Annotated in this window: 28 protein-coding genes and 1 tRNA gene; 10 read left to right on the top strand and 19 right to left on the bottom strand. The window is 54.6% G+C overall.

Translation table 11 applies throughout. The features are described 5' to 3' along the window. Positions 1 to 10: 10 nt before the first annotated feature. From QXG22_05350 to QXG22_05330, 5 genes are read right to left on the bottom strand one after another with little or no spacing between them, the layout of a single operon-like run. Positions 11 to 943 carry a type II CAAX endopeptidase family protein gene (locus QXG22_05350; protein ID MEM0359411.1) on the bottom strand — a complete coding sequence of 311 codons (933 nt, stop codon included), beginning with the start codon at positions 941 to 943 and terminating at the stop codon, positions 11 to 13. After that, positions 930 to 2,312 carry an Asp-tRNA(Asn)/Glu-tRNA(Gln) amidotransferase subunit GatB gene (gatB, locus tag QXG22_05345; protein ID MEM0359410.1) on the bottom strand — a complete coding sequence of 461 codons (1,383 nt, stop codon included), beginning with the start codon at positions 2,310 to 2,312 and terminating at the stop codon, positions 930 to 932. The genes QXG22_05350 and gatB overlap by 14 nt, the downstream gene beginning before the upstream one ends. Continuing rightward, positions 2,297 to 3,667, bottom strand: a complete 1,371-nt coding sequence (gatA, locus tag QXG22_05340) for an Asp-tRNA(Asn)/Glu-tRNA(Gln) amidotransferase subunit GatA (GenBank protein ID MEM0359409.1) — start codon at positions 3,665 to 3,667, stop codon at positions 2,297 to 2,299. The genes gatB and gatA overlap by 16 nt, the downstream gene beginning before the upstream one ends. Continuing rightward, a complete protein-coding gene (locus QXG22_05335; GenBank protein MEM0359408.1) occupies positions 3,655 to 3,930 on the bottom strand; it encodes a hypothetical protein in 276 nt (91 codons plus the stop codon). Before QXG22_05335 ends, gatA begins: the two co-directional genes overlap by 13 nt. Before the next feature lie 11 nt (positions 3,931 to 3,941). Then, positions 3,942 to 4,448 (bottom strand): 4-vinyl reductase, encoded by a 507-nt coding sequence (locus QXG22_05330; protein MEM0359407.1) that lies wholly within the window; start codon positions 4,446 to 4,448, stop codon positions 3,942 to 3,944. A gap of 80 nt (positions 4,449 to 4,528) precedes the next feature. Between QXG22_05330 and amrS the strand changes: the two genes are divergently transcribed. Further along, positions 4,529 to 5,569, top strand: coding sequence for an AmmeMemoRadiSam system radical SAM enzyme (amrS, locus tag QXG22_05325; GenBank protein ID MEM0359406.1), 1,041 nt, complete (start codon positions 4,529 to 4,531; stop codon positions 5,567 to 5,569). Then, a complete protein-coding gene (locus QXG22_05320) occupies positions 5,557 to 6,642 on the top strand; it encodes a hypothetical protein (protein MEM0359405.1) in 1,086 nt (361 codons plus the stop codon). Before amrS ends, QXG22_05320 begins: the two co-directional genes overlap by 13 nt. On the opposite strand, the gene glmM is transcribed toward QXG22_05320, so the two are convergent. Genes glmM through QXG22_05280 form a run of 8 tightly spaced genes read right to left on the bottom strand, consistent with a single transcriptional unit; the run spans position 6,613 to position 14,378 of the window. Then, entirely contained in the window at positions 6,613 to 7,962 is a 1,350-nt protein-coding gene (gene glmM / locus QXG22_05315) for a phosphoglucosamine mutase (GenBank protein MEM0359404.1), read from the bottom strand. The two genes, QXG22_05320 and glmM, sit on opposite strands and share 30 nt — an antisense overlap. A 32-nt stretch (positions 7,963 to 7,994) precedes the next feature. Further along, positions 7,995 to 8,627 carry a phosphoribosylanthranilate isomerase gene (locus QXG22_05310; GenBank protein ID MEM0359403.1) on the bottom strand — a complete coding sequence of 211 codons (633 nt, stop codon included), beginning with the start codon at positions 8,625 to 8,627 and terminating at the stop codon, positions 7,995 to 7,997. A 24-nt stretch (positions 8,628 to 8,651) separates the two neighbouring features. Next, positions 8,652 to 9,455 carry a tryptophan synthase subunit alpha gene (gene trpA / locus QXG22_05305; GenBank protein MEM0359402.1) on the bottom strand — a complete coding sequence of 268 codons (804 nt, stop codon included), beginning with the start codon at positions 9,453 to 9,455 and terminating at the stop codon, positions 8,652 to 8,654. Next, positions 9,445 to 10,614 carry a tryptophan synthase subunit beta gene (gene trpB / locus QXG22_05300; GenBank protein MEM0359401.1) on the bottom strand — a complete coding sequence of 390 codons (1,170 nt, stop codon included), beginning with the start codon at positions 10,612 to 10,614 and terminating at the stop codon, positions 9,445 to 9,447. The genes trpA and trpB overlap by 11 nt, the downstream gene beginning before the upstream one ends. Continuing rightward, entirely contained in the window at positions 10,611 to 11,378 is a 768-nt protein-coding gene (locus QXG22_05295; protein MEM0359400.1) for an indole-3-glycerol-phosphate synthase, read from the bottom strand. The genes trpB and QXG22_05295 overlap by 4 nt, the downstream gene beginning before the upstream one ends. After that, a complete protein-coding gene (gene trpD, locus QXG22_05290) occupies positions 11,375 to 12,421 on the bottom strand; it encodes an anthranilate phosphoribosyltransferase (protein ID MEM0359399.1) in 1,047 nt (348 codons plus the stop codon). The genes QXG22_05295 and trpD overlap by 4 nt, the downstream gene beginning before the upstream one ends. After that, positions 12,418 to 12,993 carry an aminodeoxychorismate/anthranilate synthase component II gene (locus QXG22_05285; protein ID MEM0359398.1) on the bottom strand — a complete coding sequence of 192 codons (576 nt, stop codon included), beginning with the start codon at positions 12,991 to 12,993 and terminating at the stop codon, positions 12,418 to 12,420. The genes trpD and QXG22_05285 overlap by 4 nt, the downstream gene beginning before the upstream one ends. Beyond that, positions 12,990 to 14,378: an anthranilate synthase component I family protein gene (locus QXG22_05280; GenBank protein MEM0359397.1), complete on the bottom strand. Its 1,389-nt coding sequence runs from the start codon at positions 14,376 to 14,378 to the stop codon at positions 12,990 to 12,992. The genes QXG22_05285 and QXG22_05280 overlap by 4 nt, the downstream gene beginning before the upstream one ends. Before the next feature lie 99 nt (positions 14,379 to 14,477). Here QXG22_05280 and QXG22_05275 point away from each other — a divergent pair, with 99 nt between their 5' ends. The 7 genes from QXG22_05275 (at position 14,478) to QXG22_05245 (ending at position 18,304) form a co-directional block, all read left to right on the top strand. Continuing rightward, the gene (locus QXG22_05275) at positions 14,478 to 14,660 is read left to right on the top strand and encodes a hypothetical protein (protein MEM0359396.1); all 183 of its coding nucleotides are present in this window, start codon (positions 14,478 to 14,480) and stop codon (positions 14,658 to 14,660) included. A 171-nt stretch (positions 14,661 to 14,831) separates the two neighbouring features. Further along, a complete protein-coding gene (locus QXG22_05270; GenBank protein ID MEM0359395.1) occupies positions 14,832 to 15,206 on the top strand; it encodes a hypothetical protein in 375 nt (124 codons plus the stop codon). Then, positions 15,166 to 15,588 carry a hypothetical protein gene (locus QXG22_05265; protein MEM0359394.1) on the top strand — a complete coding sequence of 141 codons (423 nt, stop codon included), beginning with the start codon at positions 15,166 to 15,168 and terminating at the stop codon, positions 15,586 to 15,588. The genes QXG22_05270 and QXG22_05265 overlap by 41 nt, the downstream gene beginning before the upstream one ends. A gap of 24 nt (positions 15,589 to 15,612) precedes the next feature. Beyond that, entirely contained in the window at positions 15,613 to 16,014 is a 402-nt protein-coding gene (locus QXG22_05260) for a hypothetical protein (GenBank protein MEM0359393.1), read from the top strand. A 3-nt stretch (positions 16,015 to 16,017) separates the two neighbouring features. After that, a complete protein-coding gene (locus tag QXG22_05255; protein MEM0359392.1) occupies positions 16,018 to 16,329 on the top strand; it encodes a hypothetical protein in 312 nt (103 codons plus the stop codon). Then, the gene (locus tag QXG22_05250; GenBank protein ID MEM0359391.1) at positions 16,326 to 16,790 is read left to right on the top strand and encodes a hypothetical protein; all 465 of its coding nucleotides are present in this window, start codon (positions 16,326 to 16,328) and stop codon (positions 16,788 to 16,790) included. Before QXG22_05255 ends, QXG22_05250 begins: the two co-directional genes overlap by 4 nt. Further along, entirely contained in the window at positions 16,778 to 18,304 is a 1,527-nt protein-coding gene (locus QXG22_05245) for a hypothetical protein (protein MEM0359390.1), read from the top strand. Before QXG22_05250 ends, QXG22_05245 begins: the two co-directional genes overlap by 13 nt. Here the strand turns inward: QXG22_05245 and QXG22_05240 are convergent. Further along, positions 18,281 to 18,583, bottom strand: a complete 303-nt coding sequence (locus QXG22_05240; GenBank protein ID MEM0359389.1) for a hypothetical protein — start codon at positions 18,581 to 18,583, stop codon at positions 18,281 to 18,283. The two genes, QXG22_05245 and QXG22_05240, sit on opposite strands and share 24 nt — an antisense overlap. Positions 18,584 to 18,656: 73 nt before the next feature. Between QXG22_05240 and QXG22_05235 the strand changes: the two genes are divergently transcribed. After that, positions 18,657 to 18,747, top strand: a tRNA-Met gene (locus tag QXG22_05235). A gap of 4 nt (positions 18,748 to 18,751) precedes the next feature. On the opposite strand, the gene QXG22_05230 is transcribed toward QXG22_05235, so the two are convergent. The 5 genes from QXG22_05230 to QXG22_05210 all read right to left on the bottom strand — a co-directional run bounded on the left by QXG22_05230 (position 18,752) and on the right by QXG22_05210 (position 23,857). Beyond that, entirely contained in the window at positions 18,752 to 19,879 is a 1,128-nt protein-coding gene (locus tag QXG22_05230; protein MEM0359388.1) for an aspartate-semialdehyde dehydrogenase family protein, read from the bottom strand. Between the two features lie 38 nt (positions 19,880 to 19,917). Then, positions 19,918 to 20,856: an ATP-binding protein gene (locus QXG22_05225; GenBank protein MEM0359387.1), complete on the bottom strand. Its 939-nt coding sequence runs from the start codon at positions 20,854 to 20,856 to the stop codon at positions 19,918 to 19,920. Between the two features lie 97 nt (positions 20,857 to 20,953). After that, a complete protein-coding gene (locus QXG22_05220; protein MEM0359386.1) occupies positions 20,954 to 21,199 on the bottom strand; it encodes a hypothetical protein in 246 nt (81 codons plus the stop codon). 28 nt (positions 21,200 to 21,227) lie between these two features. Further along, positions 21,228 to 22,040: a 4-hydroxy-tetrahydrodipicolinate reductase gene (gene dapB, locus QXG22_05215; protein MEM0359385.1), complete on the bottom strand. Its 813-nt coding sequence runs from the start codon at positions 22,038 to 22,040 to the stop codon at positions 21,228 to 21,230. Beyond that, the gene (locus QXG22_05210; GenBank protein ID MEM0359384.1) at positions 22,037 to 23,857 is read right to left on the bottom strand and encodes an MMPL family transporter; all 1,821 of its coding nucleotides are present in this window, start codon (positions 23,855 to 23,857) and stop codon (positions 22,037 to 22,039) included. The genes dapB and QXG22_05210 overlap by 4 nt, the downstream gene beginning before the upstream one ends. Positions 23,858 to 23,879: the final 22 nt, after the last annotated feature.

The following is a 23,879-nucleotide window of genomic DNA, read 5'->3' as shown; positions in this document are numbered from 1 at the left end:
TTCCCTATATTTATTTCTCCGACTTTTCCCTTTCCAATTCCTCCAGCCTAGCCTTGTAGACCCCCTTCAATCTCTTCCATTCTTCCTCCGAGATCTTTCCTTCCTTCCTGAAGGAATCCAGTCTTTCCATCATCCTCTTCAATCCTTCCTCCCTCGCCCTGAGTCTTTCCTCCTTTCTTCTCTCCTCCCTCAGACCTTTCCCTCGGAAAAGGAGCAGATAGAGCAGGGAAAGCCAACTGAGGAAGAGGAGGAAGAGGGAAAGGACCTCCACCGCTCCCTCACCCAAGAAAAATCTTAGGGAGAGGGAGAAGTTGTTCAAACCATGCATGAAGATAGGTGCTATGAGGTTCCCCGTCTTGGCATAAACCATTCCCATCCAGAGGAAAAAAAGAAAGGCCGAGCCAAACATGGTGAGACCCGGTACACCCAACTCCGCATACCAAAGGTGGGAAAGGGAGTGCATGAGCGAACTGAGGAAGATGGCCCTCATCGGACCCATGGGCAAAAGCTCCCTCAGGATGAAACCCCTGAAGGTAACTTCCTCCACCAGGGCAACGGGTAGGAAGGAAGCGAAGGCGAAATAGACGAAGTACCAAGTGGGCAATTCTTCTTTCATCCTCCTGAACATCTCCTCGGCCGGATCCTCCCCCAAAACCAAAGCAACCGCTTTCCCGTAGAAGGCTATGAGAAAAGAGAAGAGGAGGAAAAGGGTGAAGAGCCAAAGAAAACTTGAAGAAAGACCCTCCTTCCTGATCCCAACCGACTTCCAGAACCCTCCCCTCTTGGTGAAACGAAAGACCAGGAAGAGGGGGAGGGAATATCCCAGTCCATCACCCAGGGGGGTAAGGGAAAGGCTTATTCTCCCCACTGCCCTCGAAAGGGCCATTCCCATGAAACATGAAGCCCACACCGTCAGGATCAACCCATTCCTAGTCCTTCCCACGCCTCTCCTCCAGCTTTTCCTTTAATCTCCTGACCACTTCCCTAGGATCTGCCCTGCCCTTACTGGCTTTGAGAACCTTACCCGTGAGGAAGTTGAGGGCCTCCTCTCTCCCACGAAGATAATCTTCCACTGCTCCTTTATTCTCTTCCAGAACTCTTTCCATCAGTTCCTCCAGCTCCTCCTCCTCCAACGGTAGTAATCCAAGCTCGATCAGGATTTCCTCGGGTTCCCTGGGTTTCCTAACCAGTTCCCTTAGTACGAGTTCTCCCTGTTCCCTCGAAATCTTCCCCCCTTCAACCATCTTCAAGAGGGAAAGAAACTGCTCCACCGAAAACTTGACTTCTCCCGCCCTGAGTCCAAGGTAATTTAGGACCTTCTTCAACTTGGTCCTAAACCAATCAGCCGCGAAGGAAGGATTCACCTCCTTCGCCACCCTTTCAAAGAGGTCTGCCAATTCCCTCTCGCTGGTGATTACCTTGGCAGCGGAAGGAGAAATCCCATATTCCTCCACCAGCCTCTTCTCTCTCAGATGGGGAGGTTCAACCATCCTCTTCCTGATCTCCTCCACCCATTCCTCTTCCAAGAAAAGGGGTGGGAGATCGGGATCCGGAATGTATCGATAGTCTTCCTCGAACTCCTTCATGCGCATGGGCACGGTGATCATCTGGCTCTCCAGGTAGGCTCTTGTTTCCCTCTTTACCTTTTCCCCTCTCCTGAGCCTCTCAGCTTGACGCTGAAGTTCGAACTTCAAGGCTTTATAAACCCCTTTTACCGAATTGATGTTTTTAACTTCCACCCTTCCCCCTCCTTCTAGCGAAACGTTTACATCCACCCTCATCGCACCACCCGCTTCTGGCCTCACCTTGCCCGTGTATTCGAGTACCCTTGTGAGGAGACGGAGGAAACGTCTGGCTTCCTCAGGAGAACGAAGGTCGGGTTCAGTCACGATTTCCACCAAGGGTATGCCGGACCTGTTGAAATCCACGGAACCCGAAACGGGATCGTACTGCCCTGGATCTTCCTCCAAATGAACCTCCCTTATCCTAACTCCTTCCAAGCTACCCTCCACGGCCAGCGGTACGCTGGTACGCTGATAGCCACTCGGCAGATCGGGATAATCGTAGTGCTTCCTTTGGATATAGAGGGGTTTACCCGTCTGAATGCAACAACCAAGCATGAGGGAGATTTCCACGGCCGCCTCCACGGCGGCACGGTTGGGCATCATGGGCTTGGCTCCTGGCATGCCCGTACAGATAGGGCACACATTCGTGTTCGGAGGTACTTCGGCATAGTTGGTGGGACAATCGCAATAGAGCTTCCTCTCCGTTTTCAGTTGTAGGTGGACCTCAAAACCTATCTTTGTCTGCATCCCATCACTTCCAGGGCCCTCATCACCCTCAGGACCTTCTCCTCGCCTAAGGGTGGACCCTGAACTTGGATTCCCACCGGAATCCCATCCACTTCTCCTCCCCTCACCACTCCTGCGCAAATGCCTGCCAAGTTGGCTGGAACGGTGAGGTAGTCATAGGCATACATCTCTAGAGGAGAAAGCTTCTGTCCCAACCTGTGGGGAAGTTTGGGCACGGTAGGTCCCACCAGCACTTCTACTTTTTCAAAGGCCGAGGAGAACTCCTTCCTTATGAGGGTCCTGAGCTGCAGGGCCCTTTGATAATATTTCCCCCGATATTCTTTCCTACTTATGTAACTTCCTATAGCTATCCTCCTGAGCACTTCCTCCCCGCAAACCTCTTCGATACGCTTGCCGTACTTCCTTCCATCGAACCTACGGGTGGCCGAGAAAAACTCCACGGAGACGATGAGGTAGTAGGCGGAAAGAGCGTGCTCCAGATGTGGTATGGAGACCTCCTCCACCTTCGCCCCCAAGTCTCGGAGTTCTTCTATCCTCCTCTCGATCACTTCGTTGATGCGTGGATCGGTGAGGGCGAAAAACTGAGGGCATATGCCCACGCGCATCCCCTCCACACCCCTTTCAAGATCCCCATAGGAGACCCTCTCCACCTCCAACATCACTCCTTCTTTGGGGTTCAAACCGGCTATGCATTCCATGAGGAGGGAAAGACCGTGAACATCGGGAGCGAGGGGACCTATCTGGTCTAGGCTCATCCCCAAATCTATGAGACCATGCCTCGGAACCAACCCATAGGTGGGCTTCAATCCTGCCACCCCACAATGGCTGGCGGGATTCCTGATGGACCCGCCCGTATCCGTCCCTAGGGCCAAATCGCAGAGCCCTGCTGCCACCGCCGCTGCACTCCCGCTACTGGATCCTCCCGGAATATATCCCGGAGCAGCCGGATTTTCTGTAGGACCGAAGGCACTGTTTTCCCCGCTGGAACCGCATGCAAACTCGTCCATGTTGGTCATTCCCACCACTATGCCCCCCTCCCTCCTTATCCTCGTGATGACCTCGGCATCGTAGGTAGAAACATAATCCTCCAGCGTTCTCGAAGCACAGGTGGCTTTCAAGCCCAACACGTTGATGTTGGATTTGACGGCCACCACCAGCCCCGAAAGCCTCCCCCCCTCCCCCTTTCTGATCCTCCTATCCACTTCCTCCGCCTCTTCCCTGGCCTTGGGGTTCAGTTGGAGAAAGGCGTTAAGCTTTGGATTCAGCCTCTCTATACGCTCCAAAAAGTACTCCAAGTTTTCCACCGCAGAGAGTTCCCCCCTTTTCAGAGCTTCCAGTTTCTTCAGCGTGTCCATCCTGCGGCCTCTGTCCTCAGGTTTCCCTCCTCGTCCACGGAAGGTGCTAGGGAAAGGAATCTCTTCCTGAAGGCCTTTCTTTCCCCCTCCGGGGAAGGAACACCATCCTCCCTGAGTGGTCTGGAAAGTTCCTTCAAGTAGTATGTCTCCTCTTCCGCGGGGAGAGCCTCAAGGCTCTTCGAGAGGGCCTCCAAAATCTCTTCGGCACTTTTCTCCACTTCTTTTCTCCAGTCTTCTCCCTTCACCACGTGCAAAACTAACACCTAGTAATGACTTAAGGTTTAGGAAAGACCCAGAAGTCGCAGTGCTTGTCTCCCTGGGAAACACACCTTATTTCCTCTACCTTGAACTTTCTTCCCACAAAAACCTCCGTCACTCCTGCTATGAAACCTGCCAAATAGTGGCAAGTCTTCATTCCCGTCTTCAGCCTTTTGGCAATGAAGGAGCCCCCCTTGAACCTGAAAATTCTTTTCTCCCCTTCCTTGAAGAACTCGATCTCCCCAACCCCGCTGCACTCGAAAAAAGCGTTCGAATACTTCACCTTCTCCCTTATGTCCTTTCCCTCAAGCTTGAATTCCTCCATCATCCATCTTCCCGCTTTCTTTCCACAACCCACACCTATTTCGTAGAGGAGGGAATAGGGGAGACCCGTTCTTATGTCCCTCGGTATTACCTCTTCCACCTTCTTACCCATTTGGAGCATACAACAAAACCACATTTCAAAGGCTTTTCTCCAATTCTTTTCCAGATATTTTTCCATTTCTTTCTTGGCTTCTTCCATCCTTTTTCTTCCTCCTTTTCTTCTAATAATAGTTTGCGACTCTTGGTCAGGTCTAAAAGTTTGCCCTCCATAATAGAAAGATGAAAAAACAGGCTGAATTCTGGGAATCTACGGAAGAGGGGATAAGGTGCCTCCTCTGCCCCCGACTCTGCTCCATCCCGGAAGGGAAAACGGGTTTCTGCGGGGCGAGGAAGAACGAGGGAGGAAAACTTTATACCCTCATCTATGGTACCGTGACCGCAGCCAATCCAGATCCCATCGAAAAGAAACCCTTACACCACTTCTGGCCGGGATCCCTCGTTTTTTCCCTTTCCAGTGTGGGATGTAACTTTAAATGTGACTTCTGCCAGAACTGGGAGCTTTCCCAATCTAGACTGGGAGAGGTCTACACCAGAGAACTTGCACCCGAGGAAGCGGTGGAAGGAGCCAAAGAAACCGAGTGTTCCGGCATAGCTTTCACCTATAACGAACCCTCGATTTGGTGGGAATACTGCTACGATGTCTCCAAATTGGCGAAGAAGGAGGGCCTTTACACGGTGATGGTGACCAATGGTTATTTGAACCTCCCAGCTTGGGAAAAACTCTCCCCCTACTTGGATGCCGCCAATGTAGACGTGAAAGCCTTTACGGACAGGTTTTACCGCAAGTTTCCGGGTGTTCCCAGCTTAAAGCCTGTCTTAGAAAGCTGTGAGTGGCTGGTGAGGAAGGGGAAACATTTGGAGGTGACCTACCTTCTCATCCCGGGAGAGAACGATGATCCGGAGGAAATAAGGGAGTTCTGCAGGTGGGTGAGGGAAAAACTTTCCCCCGACATCCCCGTGCACTTCAGCAGGTTCTTTCCTCACTACAAGTTGAAGGGAAAACCCTCCACCCCGCTCTCCACCCTCGAGAGGGCCAAGAGAATAGCCAAGGAAGAGGGAATAGAGTTCGTATACCTTGGGAATGTGGCTTTGGAAGGGGCAGAAGATACCCTCTGTCCTTCATGCGGGGAACTTCTGGTGAAAAGGGAGGGTTTCTCCGTTTTGGATTACAAACTAAAGAACGGGAAATGTCCGAAGTGCGGGAGAAGGATAAGGATGGTTGGAAAGTTCGAGGGGGGGAGAAGCTGGTGGATCCTATAGAAATCTGCGATGTGGGGAGTCTACCTCCTCCCGGGGATGAGGAAAGACTGGAAAGGGGAAGGAGGGAATACCTAAAGGGGAAAAAGGGGCCCGAGGCAGAATATTTTGAAAAAATAGTACTCTCCTCCTTTTTGGACAAACTCGAGTGTGGGCTCACCCTCCCCAACTATCCCCAGTTCTCCGACATGATCACGAGCTTCCTCGAAAGCATGAAAGGGGTGAGGAGAAAGGGGGAGGGATACCTTCTGGAAGAAGAACCTTCGGTGAAACAGGGTGAAGAGGTTCTTCCTGAGATCAGGGTGCTCCTAGAGCATTCGGATAGGATGGAGGAAAGGGGAGGGGTGAAGATGAAGGTTTGCGTGACGGGTCCCTATACCCTGGCCTCCCTCTTCCCAGGATGGGACGAAAGTCTCTTCACCCTTCTCTCCAAACCCCTATCCAAACTCGTTTCCAACAACCTCCCGAAGACAAAAGGGTTAAGGGTGGAACTCCTTTCGCTGGATGAACCCATCTTTGGGGTGGATGACCCGAGACTGGACAAGGGAGCGGAAGGGAGGGAGGTCCTGCTTAAAGCTTGGGAAGAGGTTTTGGGAGCAGCTAGAAGAAAGGGCGTGAAGACCCTCCTCCACCTCCACAACACTTCCGATGGACTCTTCTGGGAACTGGAGAACCTCAACGCCGTGGAATCCCATGTGGGGGATCCCCTCTATTCCTCCCCAGAGACCTTGCGCCTCTTGGAGGAAAGGGATAAGGTGCTGAAGGTGAGCATCGCCAAAACGGACTTCGATGGGCTTCTGATCCAGAAGGTGGGAACTGGGGAAAGGGTGGGAGAAATCTGGAAAAGGATCAAAGAGGGGAAGGAAAGGGCCGAAGAATACTTGGAAGGAGTGGAGGAGATGAAACTCAGGCTCGAGAAAGTATTGGAGAGGTTCGGGAAGGAAAGAATAGCCTACGCTGGACCGGAGTGCGGGCTCAGGGGCTTTCCCACCTACGAAAGCGCACTGGAATGTCTGAGAAGAACGGGAAAGGCGGTAAGGGAAGTATCATCCCATCCTTCCCATCACTTCTTTTAACTTCCTGAGACCCAGCTCCGCCAATTGTTTGGCCCTTCTTTCCGTCCTAGCCTCCGCGAAACACCTGAAGATGGGTTCCGTGCCCGAAGGCCTGAGGAGCAACCATCCATCTTCCATTAAGACCTTCACCCCATCCGTTCGGTCAAGGGGATAGGAGGAAAATTCCCTTTCCAATTCTTCCATTACCTTAGCTTTCAATTCGTTCGGGCATGGAACCCTCTCCTTCACTTGGAAATAGAGGGGGAGGGTGGCATCGAATTCCGAGGTCTTCTTTCCACTTTCCGCCAAGGCTTCCAAGAACTTGAGGGAAGTGAAGATGCCTTCCCTGCACATGGACCAGTCGAAAAACATTACCCCTCCATTCTCCTCGCCACCCAGATCTCCCCCCCTTCTCTTGAACTCTCCCACGATTTCCGGTTCCCCCACCCTTGTACGTATCACCTCTCCCCCCAGCTCCCTCGCCACATCGTCTATCACGGAGCTCGTAGCCACCGGGGTGATGATCCTCGGCCTCTTCCTTCCCCTGAGATAGTGTCTGGCCACAAGGGCGAAGACCCTGTCACCCATCAATACTCTTCCCGTTTCATCGGCCACCACCGAGCGATCGGCATCCCCATCCAAAGCTATGCCCAGATCCGCCCCGCAGGAAGAGACCGTGCGGGAAAGAAGGGTGAGATTTTCGGGGAGGGGCTCGAGTTTTCTGGAGGGATAGGTACCATCCAGATAATCGTTCAACGAGACCACCTGCATACCCAAGTCGGAAAGGAGTTGCGGAACCACCAAAGATCCCACCGCATTCCCACAGTCCACCACCACTTTCAGTCTTTCCCGAACCTTCACCCTCTTCAGTACCTCCTCCCTATAGGGCTCCAGGGCATCGACTCTTTCCACCCTCCCTATCTCCTTCCACCCCACCTTCTTGAGTTCTCCCCCCTCCAGCAACTTTTCTATTTCTTCCTCCCTTTCCCTCGAGAAACCGCTTCCATCCGCTTCCCAGAACTTCACCCCATTGTACTCGGGTGGATTGTGGGAGGCCGTGATCATCACCCCTGCAGAGCCTCCGAAGTATTTCACTCCAAAGGAAAGCACGGGAGTCGGGACCAGACCGAGGTCCAAAACCTTGCATCCTCCAGCCGTTAGCCCTGCAATCACCGCTTGCTCCAACATCTCCGAGGAGGTACGGTTATCCCTCCCCACCACCACTTCACCCTGATTTCCCAAGTGGGTGGCCAGGGCCAAAGCCAACTTATAAGCGAGCTCCGGAGTGAGCTCCAAGTTGGCTATTCCCCTCACCCCGAAGGTTCCGAAGAGCTTTGGCATCAATAAACTCCTCAGAAGGCTATAAAAAAGGACTAAGCCCTCACGGCTTCCACGAACTCCCTCATGAGCCTTGCGTCCTTTATTCCTGGAGAGACCTCTATTCCGCTGGAAACGTCCACACCGTCCGGTCTCACCTCTTCTATAGCCCTTCTCACGTTACGGGCATGGAGACCTCCCGCCAAAAATACGGGCTTTCTGAGAACTTCCCTTATCCTCCTACTCACCGACCAATCGTGGGTTTCTCCCGTTCCTCCTCCAAGGGGTCCCTCGGTATCGAGGAGGACATAGTCCCCCCTTTCCTCCGCTTCCCTCGCCTTCTTCCAGAGTTCCTCCCCAGGATGGGGGGGAACGGAAACGGTGATCATGAGTTCCCCCCCTCCCTTCCTCTCCAACTCGTGCAGGGGAAAGAGGGGGTTCACCTGCATAATTTCCGGACCCAATTTTCGATGGACCTCCCAAATCTCTTCGGGTCTCTTGGGTCTCAGCACCGCCACCGTCTTAGCCCTCCCCCTTACCCTCTCGAAGAGCTCCTTCGCCCTTTCCAGGGAAACCCTCCTAGGAGAACCAGGGACTAGGATTACCCCTACCAGCTCCACCCCCAACTCGCATGCCTTTTCCACATCCTCCTCCCTGGTAAACCCACACATCTTTATCAGCACGGCCATCTCCTTTCTTCCACGGCTGAAGGTTTATTCCTTCGTGGCCTCTTTCAGGGATCTCACGAACCGGGAAATGGCGGGAAGGGTCTTTTCCGGTTCCTCCAGCCTTTCCGAATAGAGCCTGGCTATGGCACTTCCCACCACACATCCATCGGCTCCGCTCCTCCTGAGGACCCTCACATGATCCGGGTGGGAAATCCCAAAACCCACTAGGAGGGGAAGGGAGGTGAGTCCTCTCACCCTTCCCACCAGCTCTAGCGTGGAAGATGCCAGCTCCTCCCTAGCACCCGTTACTCCTTCCACCCCTATGAGGTAGAGGAAACCCGAGGCCTCCACCACTATCCTTTCCAACCTCTTCTGACTGGTAGTGGGCGCCACCTGAAGGATGAGGTGGAGACCCTTTTTCCTCGTCACGCGCAGCAACTCCCCAGCTTCCTCCACGGGAAGGTCTGGAACGATGAGCCCCTGAACCCCTGCCTTTTTTGCCTCTTCGCAAAACTCTTCCAGCCCCTTCGAAAAGATGAGGTTGTAATAGGTGGTGAGTAAGATAGGAAGATGCAAACCCTCTTCCCTCAATTCCCTAATGGCTTCGAGACACTTCGGAGGGGTGACTCCGGAGGAAAGAGCCCTCTCGCAAGCAGCTATGAAGGTTGGACCGTCGGCAATGGGATCGGAAAAAGGTATACCCAACTCTAGCAAGTCCGCTCCGCTTTCCACCAAAGTATGAATGAGCTTGAAGGAGAATTCGGGAGAGGGATCCCCGAAGTAAACATGGGGCATGAGGGCCCCCTCTCCCCTCTTCCTGAGTTCCTCGAACTTCTCCTCAATCTCCATAGAAATACCTCATGATTACTTCTAGGTCCTTATCCCCTCTCCCAGAGAAGTTTATCACCACCACTTCCCCCCTCGAGAATTCTTCCGGATGGTTCAAAACGTACGCCAAGGCGTGGGCGGTCTCGAGGGCGGGGAGAAGCCCCTCGGCTTTACAGGTAATCCTCACGGCCTCAAAGACCTCCCTGTCGAAGGCATAACATGCTTTCACTCGGCCTATTTCACAGAGATGGGAAATCTCCGGTCCCCTCCCAGGATAGTTAAGGCCGGCGGCCCTCGTCTTGGAAGGTTTGACCTGTCCATACTCGTCTTGGAGGAGTTGCATGAGGGCCCCATGAAGCACTCCAGGCCTGCCCAATTGGAAGGCGGCAGCACTGTTTTCGGCTTCAAGACTCTCTCCTCCACCCTCCACGAAGTAGAGCCTCACCCCCTCGTCTTGGAGGAAAGCCCTAAAGGCTCCCAGGGCATTGCTACCTCCACTCCCACAAGCTACGATGGCATCGGGTAGTCTTCCCTCCCTTTCCAGGATCTGTTCCCTCAGCTCCTTCCCTATCACGCTTTGGAAGGTTGCCACAATTTCCGGAAAGGGATGGGGTCCAACCGTGGAACCCATGAGGTAATGGGTGGTTCTGGTACACCTTGCCCACTCCCTCAGGGTATCGGAAACAGCATCCTTGAGTACTCCAGAACCCGTGCTCACGGGAGTTACCTTAGCGCCCAACAAACGCATACGCTTTACATTACTCGCCTGTCTTTCCATGTCCTTTACTCCCATGAAGACTTCGACTTCCATCCCTACCACGTTTCCCGCCATGGCCGTTGCCAGACCGTGCTGCCCAGCCGCCGTTTCCGTGATGAGCCTGGTTTTTCCCATCCTTTTGGCCAAGAGGGCCTGCCCCAAACAGTTGTTGAGTTTGTGCGAACCTCCCGTGACCAGATCCTCCCTCTTCAGGTAGATCTTGCATCCCGTGAGCTCGCTCAACCCCCTTGCATGATAAAGGGGGGTCGGACGACCGGCATAGTCTCTGAGGAGAAGGTTGAGTTCCCTCTGAAACTCTTGGGTAGGATAAATCCTTTCGAAGGCCTCCTCCAACTCCTCCAATGCCTGCACGAGGACCTCGCTCACGTACCTCCCCCCGAATCTACCGAACCTTCCCTTCAACCCATCGCCTCCACCAGTTCCCTCACCTTCTCCCTGATGTTCTCCGCCTTCATGAGGGAGGTTCCCACCAGCACCGCATGGGCCCCTGCCCGTAGCATCCTCCTCACCTCCTCCGGAGTTCCTATTCCACTTTCACTCACCACCGTGATGTTGGAGGGGATCAGGGGAGCCAACCTTTCCGTTCTCGAGAGATCCACTTCCAGCGTGTCCAAGTCCCTGTTGTTGATTCCTATGAGGTCAGCACCTGCCGAGAGGGCCTCCTCCAGTTCCTTCTCGTTCGTGACTTCCACCAAGGCCTCCATCCCTTCTTCCCTCGCCAGGGAGAGGAAGGAAGGTAGTTCCTTCCCCAATACCCTAACGATGAGGAGAATGGCATCCGCTCCCAGTCTGGAGGCCTCCTCCACCTGATAGGGATCGACCACGAAATCCTTACAGAGGAGGGGAACGGGCAGAACACTCAGTTCCCTCAGGAAAAGGGGATCCCCTTCGAAGTATTTGCTTTCCGTCAGTACCGAGAGGGCAATGGCCCCACCCTCCACCATTTCCCTCCCTATCCAGAGGGGATCGGAAAAAGAACGGATTTTCCCGGAGGAAGGGGAGGACCTCTTCAACTCCGCTATGAGGGGGACCAGTCTAGTCCGCCTTATGGCTTTCTTCAAGCTGAGCTTCTTCCTGGGAGGAGAGAGACCATCCACTCCCCCTTCCTCCTTCCTCTTCTTCACTTCCACCCTTACCTCCTCCACCACCTTTCGCAGGAAACTCATCCCTTCCCCTCCAGCTCTTCCCTCTTCAACTCCCCACCCGTTGCCTTCACGAATTCCTCCAGTTTCTTCAACGCCCTACCGGAATCCAAAGTCTCCGAAGCCAATTGAAGCCCCTCCTTCAAGTTCTCCACCTTCCCCCCCACGACCAGAATGGCCGAGGCGTTTAGAAGGACGATATCCCTCTTGGGACCCCTCTCTCCCTCCAAAACCCTGAGGAGGATCCTAGCATTCTCCTTGGGTCCACCTCCCTCCAAGTCCTTTGCCCTCGCCCTCTCCAGACCCAAGTCCTCCGGTCTCATCCTGAAGGTCCTCACTTCCCCCTCCACCAACTCCGAAACCTTGGTTTCCCCCAAAGTGGAGAACTCATCCAACCCATCCATGCCATGTACCACCATGGCCCTCTCGCAACCCAGTGCCCTCAAAACCAAGGCCATTTTCTCCGTTAGGTCCGGTTCGAACACTCCCAGGAGATGGGCCTTTGCACCGGCGGGATTGGTGAGGGGTCCCAAAAGGTTGAACACCGTTCTTATACCCAACTCTTTCCTTATGGGGGCCACATATCTCATGGCTGGATGGAAAACGGGTGCAAACATGAAACCTATCCCCACCTGCTCCAAACACCTCTTCACCTCTTTGGGTGGAAGGTCTATGACAGCACCCAGGGCCTCGAGCACGTCCGCACTTCCAGCCTTGCTGGTCACAGAGCGATTGCCATGCTTGGCCACAGTTATCCCCGCTCCTGCCGCCACGAACATGGCAGTGGTACTTATGTTGAAGGTCTTTATCGAATCCCCTCCCGTCCCGCATGTGTCCACCAACTTCCCCCCCACCTCCACCTTCAGCGAAAATTCCCTCATCGTTTTAGCGAAGGCGGTAAGTTCCTCCACCGTTTCCCCCTTCATGCGCAAGGCCGTTAGAAAGGCTGCCACTTGAAGGGGAGGTGCCTCGCCGGACATCATGTATCGCATGACCTCCGATGCCTCTTCACCCGTAAGTGGGGAAAAACGGAGGATCTTCTCCAGACACCTCTGCAGGATGTTCATCCCGCTTCCTCCAAAAAATTCTGGAGGATTTTTTTCCCTTCTGGAGTGAGGATGGATTCGGGATGGAACTGTAACCCGAAGATGGGAAGCTCCCTGTGTCTGATGCCCATGATTTCCCTGTACGCATCTTCGGTTTCGCAACACACCAGCAATTCCTCAGGCAAATCCTCCCTCTCAACCACCAACGAATGATAGCGGGTGGCTTCGAAGGGATTGGGCACCCCCTTGAACAACCTGCTTCCATCGTGTCTTATCCTTGAAGTCTTCCCATGTACTATTCTCTTGGCCTTTCCTATCCTCCCCCCGAAAGCGTAAGCGATCACTTGGTGGCCTAGACAAACACCCAGGATGGGAATCTTCCCGCTGAATCTCCTCACAACCTCTACGGAAATTCCGGCCTCCGAGGGAGTTTTTGGTCCAGGAGAGATCACTATGGCATCGGGTTTCGTTTCCTCCACTTCCTTCAGGGAGGAACGATTGGTGAGCACCACCGGCTCTGCCCCAAGCTCCCCCAGATATTGCACCAAGTTGTAAACGAAGGAATCTATGTTGTCTATCACGAGGACCCTCACGCTTCCACCCCTGCCGCAAGCAAGAGCGCCCTCCCCTTGTTCTTCGTCTCCAAGTATTCCTTCCAACCCTTCGAATCCGCCACCACCCCCGCACCCACTTGCAGGTATCCCCTCCCCCTCTCCACTACCATCGTACGTATGGCTATGGCGAAATCGGCCGTTCCAGGATCACCCGGCTGGGAGGGTGGACCGAAGACCCCCACCGCTCCAGCGTAGATGCCTCTCCTGGTGGGTTCCAGTTCTTCGATGATTTCCATGGCCCTCACCTTGGGGGCCCCCGTTACCGTACCCGCCGGGAAGGTGGCGCGAAAGGCTTCCAAGGCATCCACTCCTTCACGAAGACAACCGGTCACATGCGAGACCAAATGCTGTACATGGCTGTACTTTTCCACCTTCATGAATTCCCTTACCTTCACCGATCCAAACTCCGAAACCTTTCCCACATCGTTCCTAGCCAGGTCCACGAGCATCACATGTTCGGCCCTCTCCTTTTCATCCGACCTGAGCTCTTCCTCCAGCCTTTCATCCTCCTTCCCCTTTCCCCTCCTCCTAGTGCCTGCAATCGGTCTCACGCTCACTTCCCTTCCCTCCACCTTCACCTGGAGCTCCGGACTCGAGCCTATGACCGTACGACCGGGAAAATCGAGCATGAACAGGTAGGGGGAAGGATTCAGCTCCCTTAGGCGAAAGTAGAAAACTTCGGGAGGGGGAGAGGGCACCAGCTCCATCCTCCTTGAAAGGACCACCTGTATGACGTCTCCCCCGTGGATGTAATCGCGAGCCACTTCTACCATCCTCTCGAATTCCCTCCTGCTCACGTTGCTCCTTACCCTTATCGCACCCATCTCTCCCTCGGGCTCCCTTTCTCTTACCATCGTCAACTCCTTCAGAGCCCTTTCAGCCACCTCCTTTCCTTCGTCGGGCAGAAGGTTCACGGCGTAGATCCTCTCATCCTTCACGCCGTCAAACACCACCACCCTCTCCGGAAGAACGAATTCCAGCTCGGGATGGCCCAAGTCGTCCACGGTGCGGGCGTCCAGCTCCACCTGCGAGCGCACGTAATCGTAGCCCACGTAGCCCACCACCGGACACAGGTACCTGATGTCCGCGGAGGCGCCTATGAACATCTTCTCCCTCACCAGCTCCAAGGGATCCCTTTCCACCTTTCCTTCCTCTATCAACTCTCCCCTCTTCCACAGCCGAAATTCCTCCCCCTTCACCCTCAAGTGCAGGAGGGGGACATATCCCACCACCGAGTACCTGGCAAGCTCACCCGGCCCCTCCGCCGACTCCAGCAGGAAGGAGGCCTCCGACTTCCCCCTTATCCCCAGATAGAACCTAGCAGGGTCTAGGCACCCCTTCCTCCGGAGGATGAAGGTTTCCATCGCCTTCACCCTTTTGGTTATTGTGCTTTTTAATACTTTATAGTACAATTTTGTTCAATAAGCCTCTTCTCCCATCATCCCCCCTAAAGGTGGTGGGGTATGCCAAGGTGCTCGGTCTGTGGGAAGGAGGTGGAGGAGGAGGAAGCCATAAGGTGCTGGGAGTGTGGCAAGACCTACTGTCCCGGATGCGCCAACAGGGACCCTACGATAAGAGAACTCGGTGTTTGCCCTGATTGCGAGGAAACCTACGAAGCGGAGGAGGACTATGAGGAATGGGAATAGAGGATGGTGGGCTACCCAGTATCCACGTTCATCGTAAATCCTGATGCTGGGTTGAGGTCCATCCCACAGTCTTTCCACGAGTAGACCATGGTGTGAGAGGTGAAGCCGCCGCAACCCGTGAAAGGACCGTAGAATTCTTCCCTAAAAAGGGGCTCCTTCCCAACCCCTCCGATGGACGAGAGAGGGGCAATGGACATACCCATCAAGCTCGTGATAGCCTTGGCAGTAGGGGCTATCTCCATGGGGGTCCTGACCCAGTTCGTGAACGTCTCCGAAAGGATGATGTGGAGAGACATGAGGGTATTACTTTCCTACAAGGGTGGGGGATCCTTACAAGTGAGCATTTTCGATGCAGAAACAGGACAACCGCTAAACGGTGCCACTGTGGAAGTGAAGTATCCGGGAGGTACTAAGATCCATACCCTCGGTTCTTCCTCTAACACCTACACCTTCCGCCTACCCACCAGCGGAACTCCTTACTTGGCTAGGGTAAAGGTAACTCATCATGGTTACCTTCCTTGGGAAGGACAGGTGGCGGTGGAGTAGGAAAATGGAATCCTTTCCCGTCGTAATCCTCCTCAGTCTCTTTCTCGCCCTCTCCACCCTCTCCCTGGGACTGGCCTGGATGGAAAGGATGGGAGAAAGGGAAGAAAGGGAAAGGGCAAGGTTAGCCCTAGAACTTTTTCTCCAAGAGGTGAAGGCTCTAGCCCTCTCTTCCATCGGTAGCGAGAGGGAAGTAGAGCTCGAGCTTGGAAGGGGTGAGCTCCTCTTGGGAGAAAAGATAGAGCTGTGGCTGAGGGGAGAGAAGATCGGGGAAGGAATACCCGCCCTTCCCCTTTTCCCCCACTGCTCTTTGAGGGAAGGAAGATACTTGCTGAAATTGCGGGAAGGGCCCAAGATCTTCGTGTTCCCCCTTTCCCGCTCTTAAAGGAGAAAGGAACCAAGCAAAGGGATGGGAGGATTATTCCTCTTCCTCTCCTCCAGAACTGCAGCCGCTCTGGCTTCCATGCTCCTCTTCACCTTCTGCTTAAACCTCTCCTCCGTCCTAGAGAGGGAAAAAACCGAGGAAGCGGTTGGGATAGCCCAGGGTATGATGGGGGTCCTGGAGATGGTATCCCTTCTACCGGGAGAGGGAAGGGTGGAAATACTCCTTCCCATAAAAGAGGAGCTGAAGCTCAAGGGCAGGATGAGCAATGGAAAACAGTTGTTGGAAATTTGGTCTGGAGGAAAGCTTCTCCTTTCTTCCCTCCTCCCCCTACCGATAGAGAACGGATCCTTCGAAGAAGCCTTCTCGAATCCCTGTCTCTTCGCGGTGATCAAACGGGAGAACTCCCTCATCCTCGAAAGGAGGTAGGAAATGGAAGAGCTCTGTGCTTGGTTGGTGGTGCTCCTTTTGCTCTCCTCCTTTCTCCATTCCCTTTTTTCCTTCCTGCAAAACAAGGGGGACGATTTGGAGGAAGAGGTGAGGAAAACCGAGAGGGTCCTCCACCTCCTCTGGAAAGAACCCGGTCTCTTGGAACTACCAGAAAACTTGGAAGGAATAGAAATCTGGGGGAACGAAGGGAGAGTAGGAGGGAAAGAAAAACCGCCAAGGTTCAAAACCGTGATGCTCCCTACGGCCCTGAAAAGGGGTTTCTCTTCCTTCCTGGTGGAAGTGGGGGCTTGGTGATGAAGGGAATGACCTCCATCTTGGACCTTATGCTCTTCTCCCTCCTCGTCTCCGCTGCCTGTCTTTACCTCCACTCCTCTCCACCCATCCGGGAGGAGAGGGTGGCTTCCTCCTTTGGCTCCCACCTAGCACTCGCCCTTCAGTCCATCACCCTCGACTCACTGGAAGTGAAGGGAGGATGGAGATACAAACCCCTGTTGGGGATGTTGACGGAAGAAGCCGTGGTGGGAGAGGAAGAAGTGGGGAAAAGACTCGAGAATTCCCTGAGGAAACTGTGTGAAGGGAAATGGGCCTGTGTTTTGAGGGTAGAAGTCCTGAGACCCCACCAACGGACTGTTTTGTTGGAACTTTCCACCTCGAAGAGAAGGGGAAAAAGGGTCTATTCAACCCTCCTCCACCGCACCCTTCCCCCTCCAGAAGTGGGTAGGGTGGAAATGAGACTGGAGCTGTGGTCCCCCTGAAGGGCTTCTTTCCCCTCACCGCTTCCGCCCTCCTGCTCCTCTTTCTCTCCCTCACCCTTTCCCTCCAAGTTTTGAGACTGGAACACCTCAGGTCCTCCTTCTCCCTACAGGAGGTTTCCCTCCTCGAACTCTTGGTGGCGGGTACCAATGTGAGAAAGGACCTAGAGGACCTGTGCAGGTATGCCACCTATCAGGCCCTGTGGGAGGTGGGAAGGGAAACTTCCTATGGGACGGGAGAGAGGAGAAAGGAAGCCGTGGAAAATCTCGCCGAAACCCTCTTCCTTTCCTTCCTTCCCTCCCTTCCTCCCCTTTACTCGCATACCGACGAACGCCTTCTCTTTTTGGGAGGAAAGGAGGTTGACTTTACCCTCTCACCCCTAGAAAACGGATTCTGTCTTCTGAAGGTGAGGATGCCAGCGAGCATCCTTTCCGTCACTTCCCCCGACCGTTCTTCCTCCCTCCTCCTCCCCCTCGAGGAATTGGAAGTTTTCGTGGACTCAAGGTTCTTCCTCTTGCAGGAAAGGGCCTGTTTTTTCTTGGAGCATCTGGGAGAAATGGAAGGGCTGTGGGGGGTTACTCAATATCTGTATGCCTGGCCGCAGGTCCTTTCGGGAAGGATAGAGCTTTCCCCCTCCTTCGTCGAAAAAAGCTTCTTGGCTGCCTGGTCCGCCCATGAGCTGAAGTCCTTTGGCTCTTGTTATTTCCCCCTTCATTCTTTTCCCTCTCTGGCCTCGAGGAGGGAAGTTCTACTCCACCTCCGTACGATGAGGGACGGTGTGGAACACCTCTACCTAGAACTGAAGAAAAATCTTGGGAATTCGATACCTGTGGAAGGGAAAAAAGTGATGGAAAAACTGGAGGATTTGGAAGGGAAGTGGAAAGAACTCCAATCAATGGTAGAAGGATCGGAGGATCCCCTCGTGAGGATGCTTTCAGATTCCTTCTTGCCGGAACTTCACTGGAAACTCACGGAATTGAAATCCCTCCTCCGTCTGGAAGAAAAGGAGGGGGAGAACTGTTCCACGCTTTCCCTCGAAGAATGTCTTTCCCTCCTCGCTGGGGAAAGTTTTGAAGAAAACCGAGAAGATCGGTCGCTTCTCTTGCTGCTAAGAGGGGCCGTGGAGGAGTTCGAAAGGATAGCCGCTCCCCTCCCTGTGGGCGATCTCCTGAACTTCCCTTCGAAGGAAGATCCAAAGCTCTCCGTCTTCAGAGAGTTGGAAATAAAAGGGGTGAGATTCCAGCGTGAGGATCCTCTGGGTCTTTGTGGACTTTCCTCTGCTACCCCCATCCCCTTACCCTTCTTGGGAGTGAGGATATGGTGGGCCCAGTGGAGAACGGAGGTAATCCTGGAAAGGGAACCCGTGGAGGAAATCGTGGATCATCCCTATCCCACTCTCCTCCTTCCGGGAGTCCATGCCAGGGTACCCCTTTCCTATCGCTTCGAGATACCCAAGCGGAAGTTCGAAGCAAGAGTAATCGTCTTCAGTCCCCTACCCTTTTCTGTTTTTTCTTGAACCTTTTCTCAGTTCGCGAAGGAGAAGATCGAAACGAAAATTCATCTCCCTGCTTAAAGCTTCGAGCTCAGGTTTCAGCCAGCGGATGAGCTCAAGGGCCAAATGGGATGGACGGGTCTCCAATCCAGCCTCTCCGAATTCTGCACCCACGTGCTCTATGAGGAGGTGGATCTCCTCCCCAAAGACACCCGCACCAGCCAGTACTTCATAAATTTCCTCCCTCGAAAACCCCATCCTCATCATCGATCTTATGAGGTCGGATACTGCCACTCCTCCCATCGGAAGGAATGAAGGGGGGAGGAAACAAAAAGGAGCAAAAACCTTTATCCCTCAACGACCAAAAAAGAAAGGTAGCGGGGTAGGGCAGCGTGGAGTGCCCGCCGGGCTCATAAGTTTTCTGCGGGGAAACCCGGAGGTCGGAGGTTCAAGTCCTCCCCCCGCTACTGCTCACAGGTACCCTACTTTGTAGAGGTACTCCGCTGCCAACACCGCCCCCCTGGCCGCACCCAGCTCCGTATTGTGGGAAAGAACGGTATACTGGAAGCACCTCTCGAAGGCGGTGGCCTCCACCCCTCCCACCACGGCCACCATTCCCCTTTCCCTCAGACAATCGAACCTTGGCTGGGGACGATCCACTTCCTCCACTACCACGATAGGGCGGGGAGGGGCACTGGGAAGCCTCAACCTCTGCGGTTCCCCTTCGAAGTTCCTCCAGCACTCCTTCAGCTCTTCTACCTTGGCCTCCTTGGAAAGGGTAACGAAAACCGATTCCGTGTGTCCCTCCAGCACGGGCACCCTGTTGCACTTACAGGCTATCTTGAAGCTGGCGGGCTGAATCCTTCCCCCTTCCAGTCTTCCCAAAAGTCTAACCGTTTCTTTCCTGACCTTTTCCTCTTCCCCCTTGATGTACGGAATCACGTTTCCCTCAAAGGTGAGGGGGGAATATTCATCCAGGGGCTCCGGTAGACTTCCCCCCTGTTTCTTTCTCTGTTCCGCCCAGCGGGAAACTGCCTCATAACCTGCACCGGAAACCGCCTGCATGGAAGCCATGATCACACCTTCCAGCCCAAAGGCATCGTATAGGGGCTTGAGGGAGAGGGCCAGCCCTATGGTGGTGCAGTTGGGCTGCGGCACCACAAAACCCTTCCATCCCCTCCTGCGCCTTTGTTCCTCTATCATGGGGGCATGGGACTCGTTCACGGAGGGGAGGTAGGTGAAGCTGTCCTCGAAATAACGATAGGCCGAAGCCGTGCTGATCACGGGCTTTTCCCTTGCCACCCTTCCCTCCACCTCAAGCGCGACTTCTGAGGGAAGGGCGGAAAAGAAAAAGGAGACCCTATTTCCTATCTCCTCCAGACTCCTTACCTCCATTTCCAAAATCTCCCTCCCAGGCTGCTCCTTGTAGAACCATCTTGAGGTCTCCTTTCCGTAGTTCAGGGCCTCGGCGTAGCTCTTGCCCGCAGATCTTGCTGAAGCGTAGAGCTCCTCTATCCTGAACCAGGGATGGTCCTTCAGGCTTAAGATGAACTTCTGTCCCACCTCACCTGTCGCACCCAGAATGGCTACGGACCTCATCCCTCTCCTTTCTTTGAGAAAAGATTAAACCGTTCCGATTACTCGAACTCGATGGTAGCCGGAGGTTTGGGGGTTAAATCGTAAAGGACCCTACAAACTCCAGGAACTTCCCTCGTGATCCTGCTGGAGAGCCTGTGCAGGACTCCCCAAGGAAGCTCGAGGGGTTCGGCCCTCATGGCATCTTCCGAGATCACCACCCTCACCACTACGATGTTTCCATACTTCCTCTCTCCGCTTTCGGAAACTCCCGTAGCCCTATCCGAGAGAAGGACGGCGAAGGCTTGGAAGCAGGGATAACCTTCCGTTTCTTCCTCCACGATCCTCGTGGCTTTCCTGACGAGCTCTATTCTTTCACGGGTGACCTCCCCCAGAACCCTCACGGAAAGACCTGGACCGGGGAAGGGACGACGCTCGCTCACCTCGGGGGGGAGACCCAAAAAGCGGGCTACTTCCCTGACCTGGGGTTTGTAGAGATCCTTGAGGGGTTCAAGCACCCGATATCCGTACCTCTCGAGGGGGTTGATCCCAATTTGTTCCAAAACGTTGTGTTGGGTCTTCACTCCTCCTTTGGTCTCCACCACATCCGCGGCAATGGTTCCCTGAAGGATCACCCTTATCCCCAGCTCCTTAGCGATTTTGGAAAAGCAGGAATAGAAGGCTTCTCTAAAGGCTTTCCTCTTTTCCTCGGGATCCGTCTTACCCTTGAGGGCCAGAAAGAATTCCTCCTCCACTTCCCTCCTCTCCATCCTTATGCCCATTCCGGCGAGGACCCTCTCCACTCTCTCCCCCTCCCCTTCCCTCATGAAGCCCGTGTTGAGGAAGACCACCTTCAGCCTCTCCCCCACCGCCCTATGGCCCAAAACGGCCGTGACCATGCTATCGACACCCCCAGAAACTGCCGCCAAAACCTTCTCTTCTCCTATTTCCCGTCTGAGCCATGGGAGCGTCCGGTTCACGAAGGCGGCTGGATCGAACATCACCATCCTTTATCACTCCTTTTATAGCCTTGTTTGTGAACTTTTATTCCCCCTCTTCCCATTCTCAAGATGCCCCGCAGGAAATACGGGAGGATGATCAAACCCCTTCCTTCTCCCCCTCCTCCTGAGAAGTGCAGGTTTTGCAGGATGGGGGTGAAGTGTCCCTACCATGGACAAACATGAAGGGCTCAAAACTTTCGCACTCCTTAGCCCTTTCTTCCATTTTCAAGAAGGGGAGATAGTCTAGGGAAGAAACCCTCCCCCAGCCACAACAAGGGGAAAGTCTCTCCAGGAGGGGTTCGGAAAACCTCCCCTTCAGCTGGCACTCATACTTCCCCCTCACCAACCATCTACACAGCCAGCAACTACGTTTACCTGAGGCCAAGGACTTCCTCCATCCCCACTATTTCTCCAGGCCTGCCCTTCTCCACCACGAACCTCACGGCCTTCAATACTCCCTCCGCGAAAGCTTCCCTGCCATGGGCCCTGTGGGTGAGCTCAATCCTCTCCCCGGGACCTGCGAAGATCACCGTGTGTTCCCCCACCACATCACCCATTCGGAGGGAATGGATCACCACTTCCCCTCCCCTCTTCCCTTTCCCCTCCTCCCTCCCAACCTTCGTCTCCACTCCCCTACTCTCCGCCACTATCCTTGCTGCCTTGAGGGCAGTTCCACTGGGGGCATCGAGCTTTCCCCTGTGGTGGACCTCCACCACTTCCACATCGTATTCCCTCCCCAACCTCTTCGCCAGTTCTGAAACGATCCTGAAGAAGATGTTCACTCCCACCGCCATGTTCGGGGAGACCACGGCGGGTATGTTTCCCCTCCTCACCGCCGAGCTCAGACGTTCCATTTGTTCTGGTGAAAAGCCCGTAGTCCCAACCACCACCGGCACCCCCAGCTTGGCCGCCACTTCCACGTTCGCTACTGCGGCCTCCGCCACCGTAAAATCCACCATCACTTTCGCCCCGCTCCTCTTCAGTACCTCCTCCAGCCTTTCCGCCCCAACCACCTCCACTCCCAGCCTACCTACTCCCGCGATCTCCCCCACATCCTTTCCGGCCAAGGGGGTGTTCGGGGCCTCCACCGCCGCTACGAGCTTCAGGTCCTCCTGCTCCGCGATTTTCCTCACCAGCACCTTTCCCATCCTTCCACATGCTCCACAGAGGCAGACCCCGATCATCCTTCCTTTCCTCCTGTCAGTATAGCATTCACCATCCTAGCATAAAGGGGTCGAGTGAGGAGTACGGAGAGGAGAATACCCAAAATGGTGATAAGGGCAAAGCCCTTCATCTCCCCAAAGCCCAAGGTAGCCAGGGAAAGCATGGCCACGAGGGTGGTGAGGGAGGACCCCCATATCACCCTAAAAGCCCTCTTGATCCTATCCCTCAACCCCCCTGGGGCCCTCACCTCCTTTACCTCCCCCCTCAGGACTTCGTCCGTGATGATGATCTGAGCATCCACTCCCGTACCTATCACCAACACTATTCCGGCCAGTTCTGCCAAGTTCAAGCTGTAGGGGAGGAGGGAAACCACTCCAAGCGTGATCACCAGCTCGAGGACCATCGTCCCCATCACGGTAAAGGTAAGCTTTAACCTCCGGTACCTCAGGAAGATCAGAACACCCACCCCAAGGAAAGAGAAGAGACCGGCCCAGAGAAGTTGCCTCAGGAAGGTCCTACCTAACCTCGCCTCCACTATTGTCTCACCTTCAACCGAAACCCCCACCGGAAGACGCTGGCTGAGGATGGTCCTGAGGGTCCTCGCCTCCCTCATCGCCTCCTTCCCCGTGCTCCTGCTCACGGTGATAACCAGATCCTTCACCGTTCTCCCCAACAGGAGTTCTTGGGCCAGCGTGGGGCTGATGGTGATCACGCTCTTGCATCCGCAGGCCTCCCTTATCCATGCCTCCCCCCCCTCTGCAGGCCTTGGTACATTCTCTAAGGAATAGGAGGGGGGAAGTTCCCTCAGCACCTCCTCTGAGAACTCACCCACGAGCAAAAGCCTGAACTTCAAGGAACTCATTTCCTCGAGAAAGGAAAGGGCCTCCAACGAAAGGGTATCCTTAGGGGTCACGACCGCCGGTACCTGTAGGTAGTAGCCCCCTCCCTCCTCCGGAAAACCCTTAGCCCTGAACATGTGGGAGTAACCATCGTACTCCAGCATGGGAAGACCTGCCAGGAGCTCCTCCTGAACCAAGAGCACGGCGTCCACGGGACGATCCATGTAAACCACCGTGGGATAGTTGGCCTTTCCAGCTGCACCTTCCCTGAACCTCTTAGCCCCCTCATCCGTGAGCCTGAAGGGTAGTTCGGCAGCATTTTTCTCTTCCAAACTCGCCCTCGGCGGATCCACCCTGAGGATGTGTTCCCCGTAGAGGAGGACCTCATTCTCCAACCATATTTCCAGCCTCCCCTGCTTCCCCAGCAAAACCTCCGCTTCTTGGGGCTGGAGGCCTGGGACCTCGTAGAGGAGGAGGTTCCCTCCCAGGGGTTTCAGCACCGCCCCCCTCGTTCCGAGGGGATCCACCCTGTTCTTCAGAATTTCTATTACCTCGTTCCTCGTTTGACTGCATACCTCATTCCTAACGTTTTCCCTGAGGAGGACGGCCTTTCCCCCTATCAGGTTCTCCACCAGGTTGAGGAGGGGTTCCGTGGCCCTCAGGCCTATCTCTATCCTAGCTATTCCCGTACGTAAATCGTAGGGTAAACCTTCTCTCAGGGCCTCCCATTTCTCATCCAAGGGAAGGACCCTCGTTTGGAGCCCGTTCTCCAGCCTCCCCACCACCTCCTCGTAGGCACCCGGAAGCTCTGAGGGATCGAACTGGAGCATCAGCTGGGAACCCTGTAGGGAGAGGAGGATCCTGGAGCCCCCCACGATGTCCACACCAAACTTCAGTCCCCTAGAAAACTCGCTCACCCACCCGAGCGTTTCCCTGGCCCTCTCGTTCACCTCCGCCCATGGTCTCCACACGGAAGCCACGGAGAGAAGGGCCACCACCAATACGAGCAGGAAGTATCTT

Source organism: Candidatus Hadarchaeales archaeon (assembly GCA_038736355.1).
GTDB lineage: Archaea > Hadarchaeota > Hadarchaeia > Hadarchaeales > WYZ-LMO6 > WYZ-LMO6.
The sequence above is the reverse complement of the archived record's forward strand: the minus strand, read 5'-3'. Positions and strand labels throughout refer to the sequence as shown.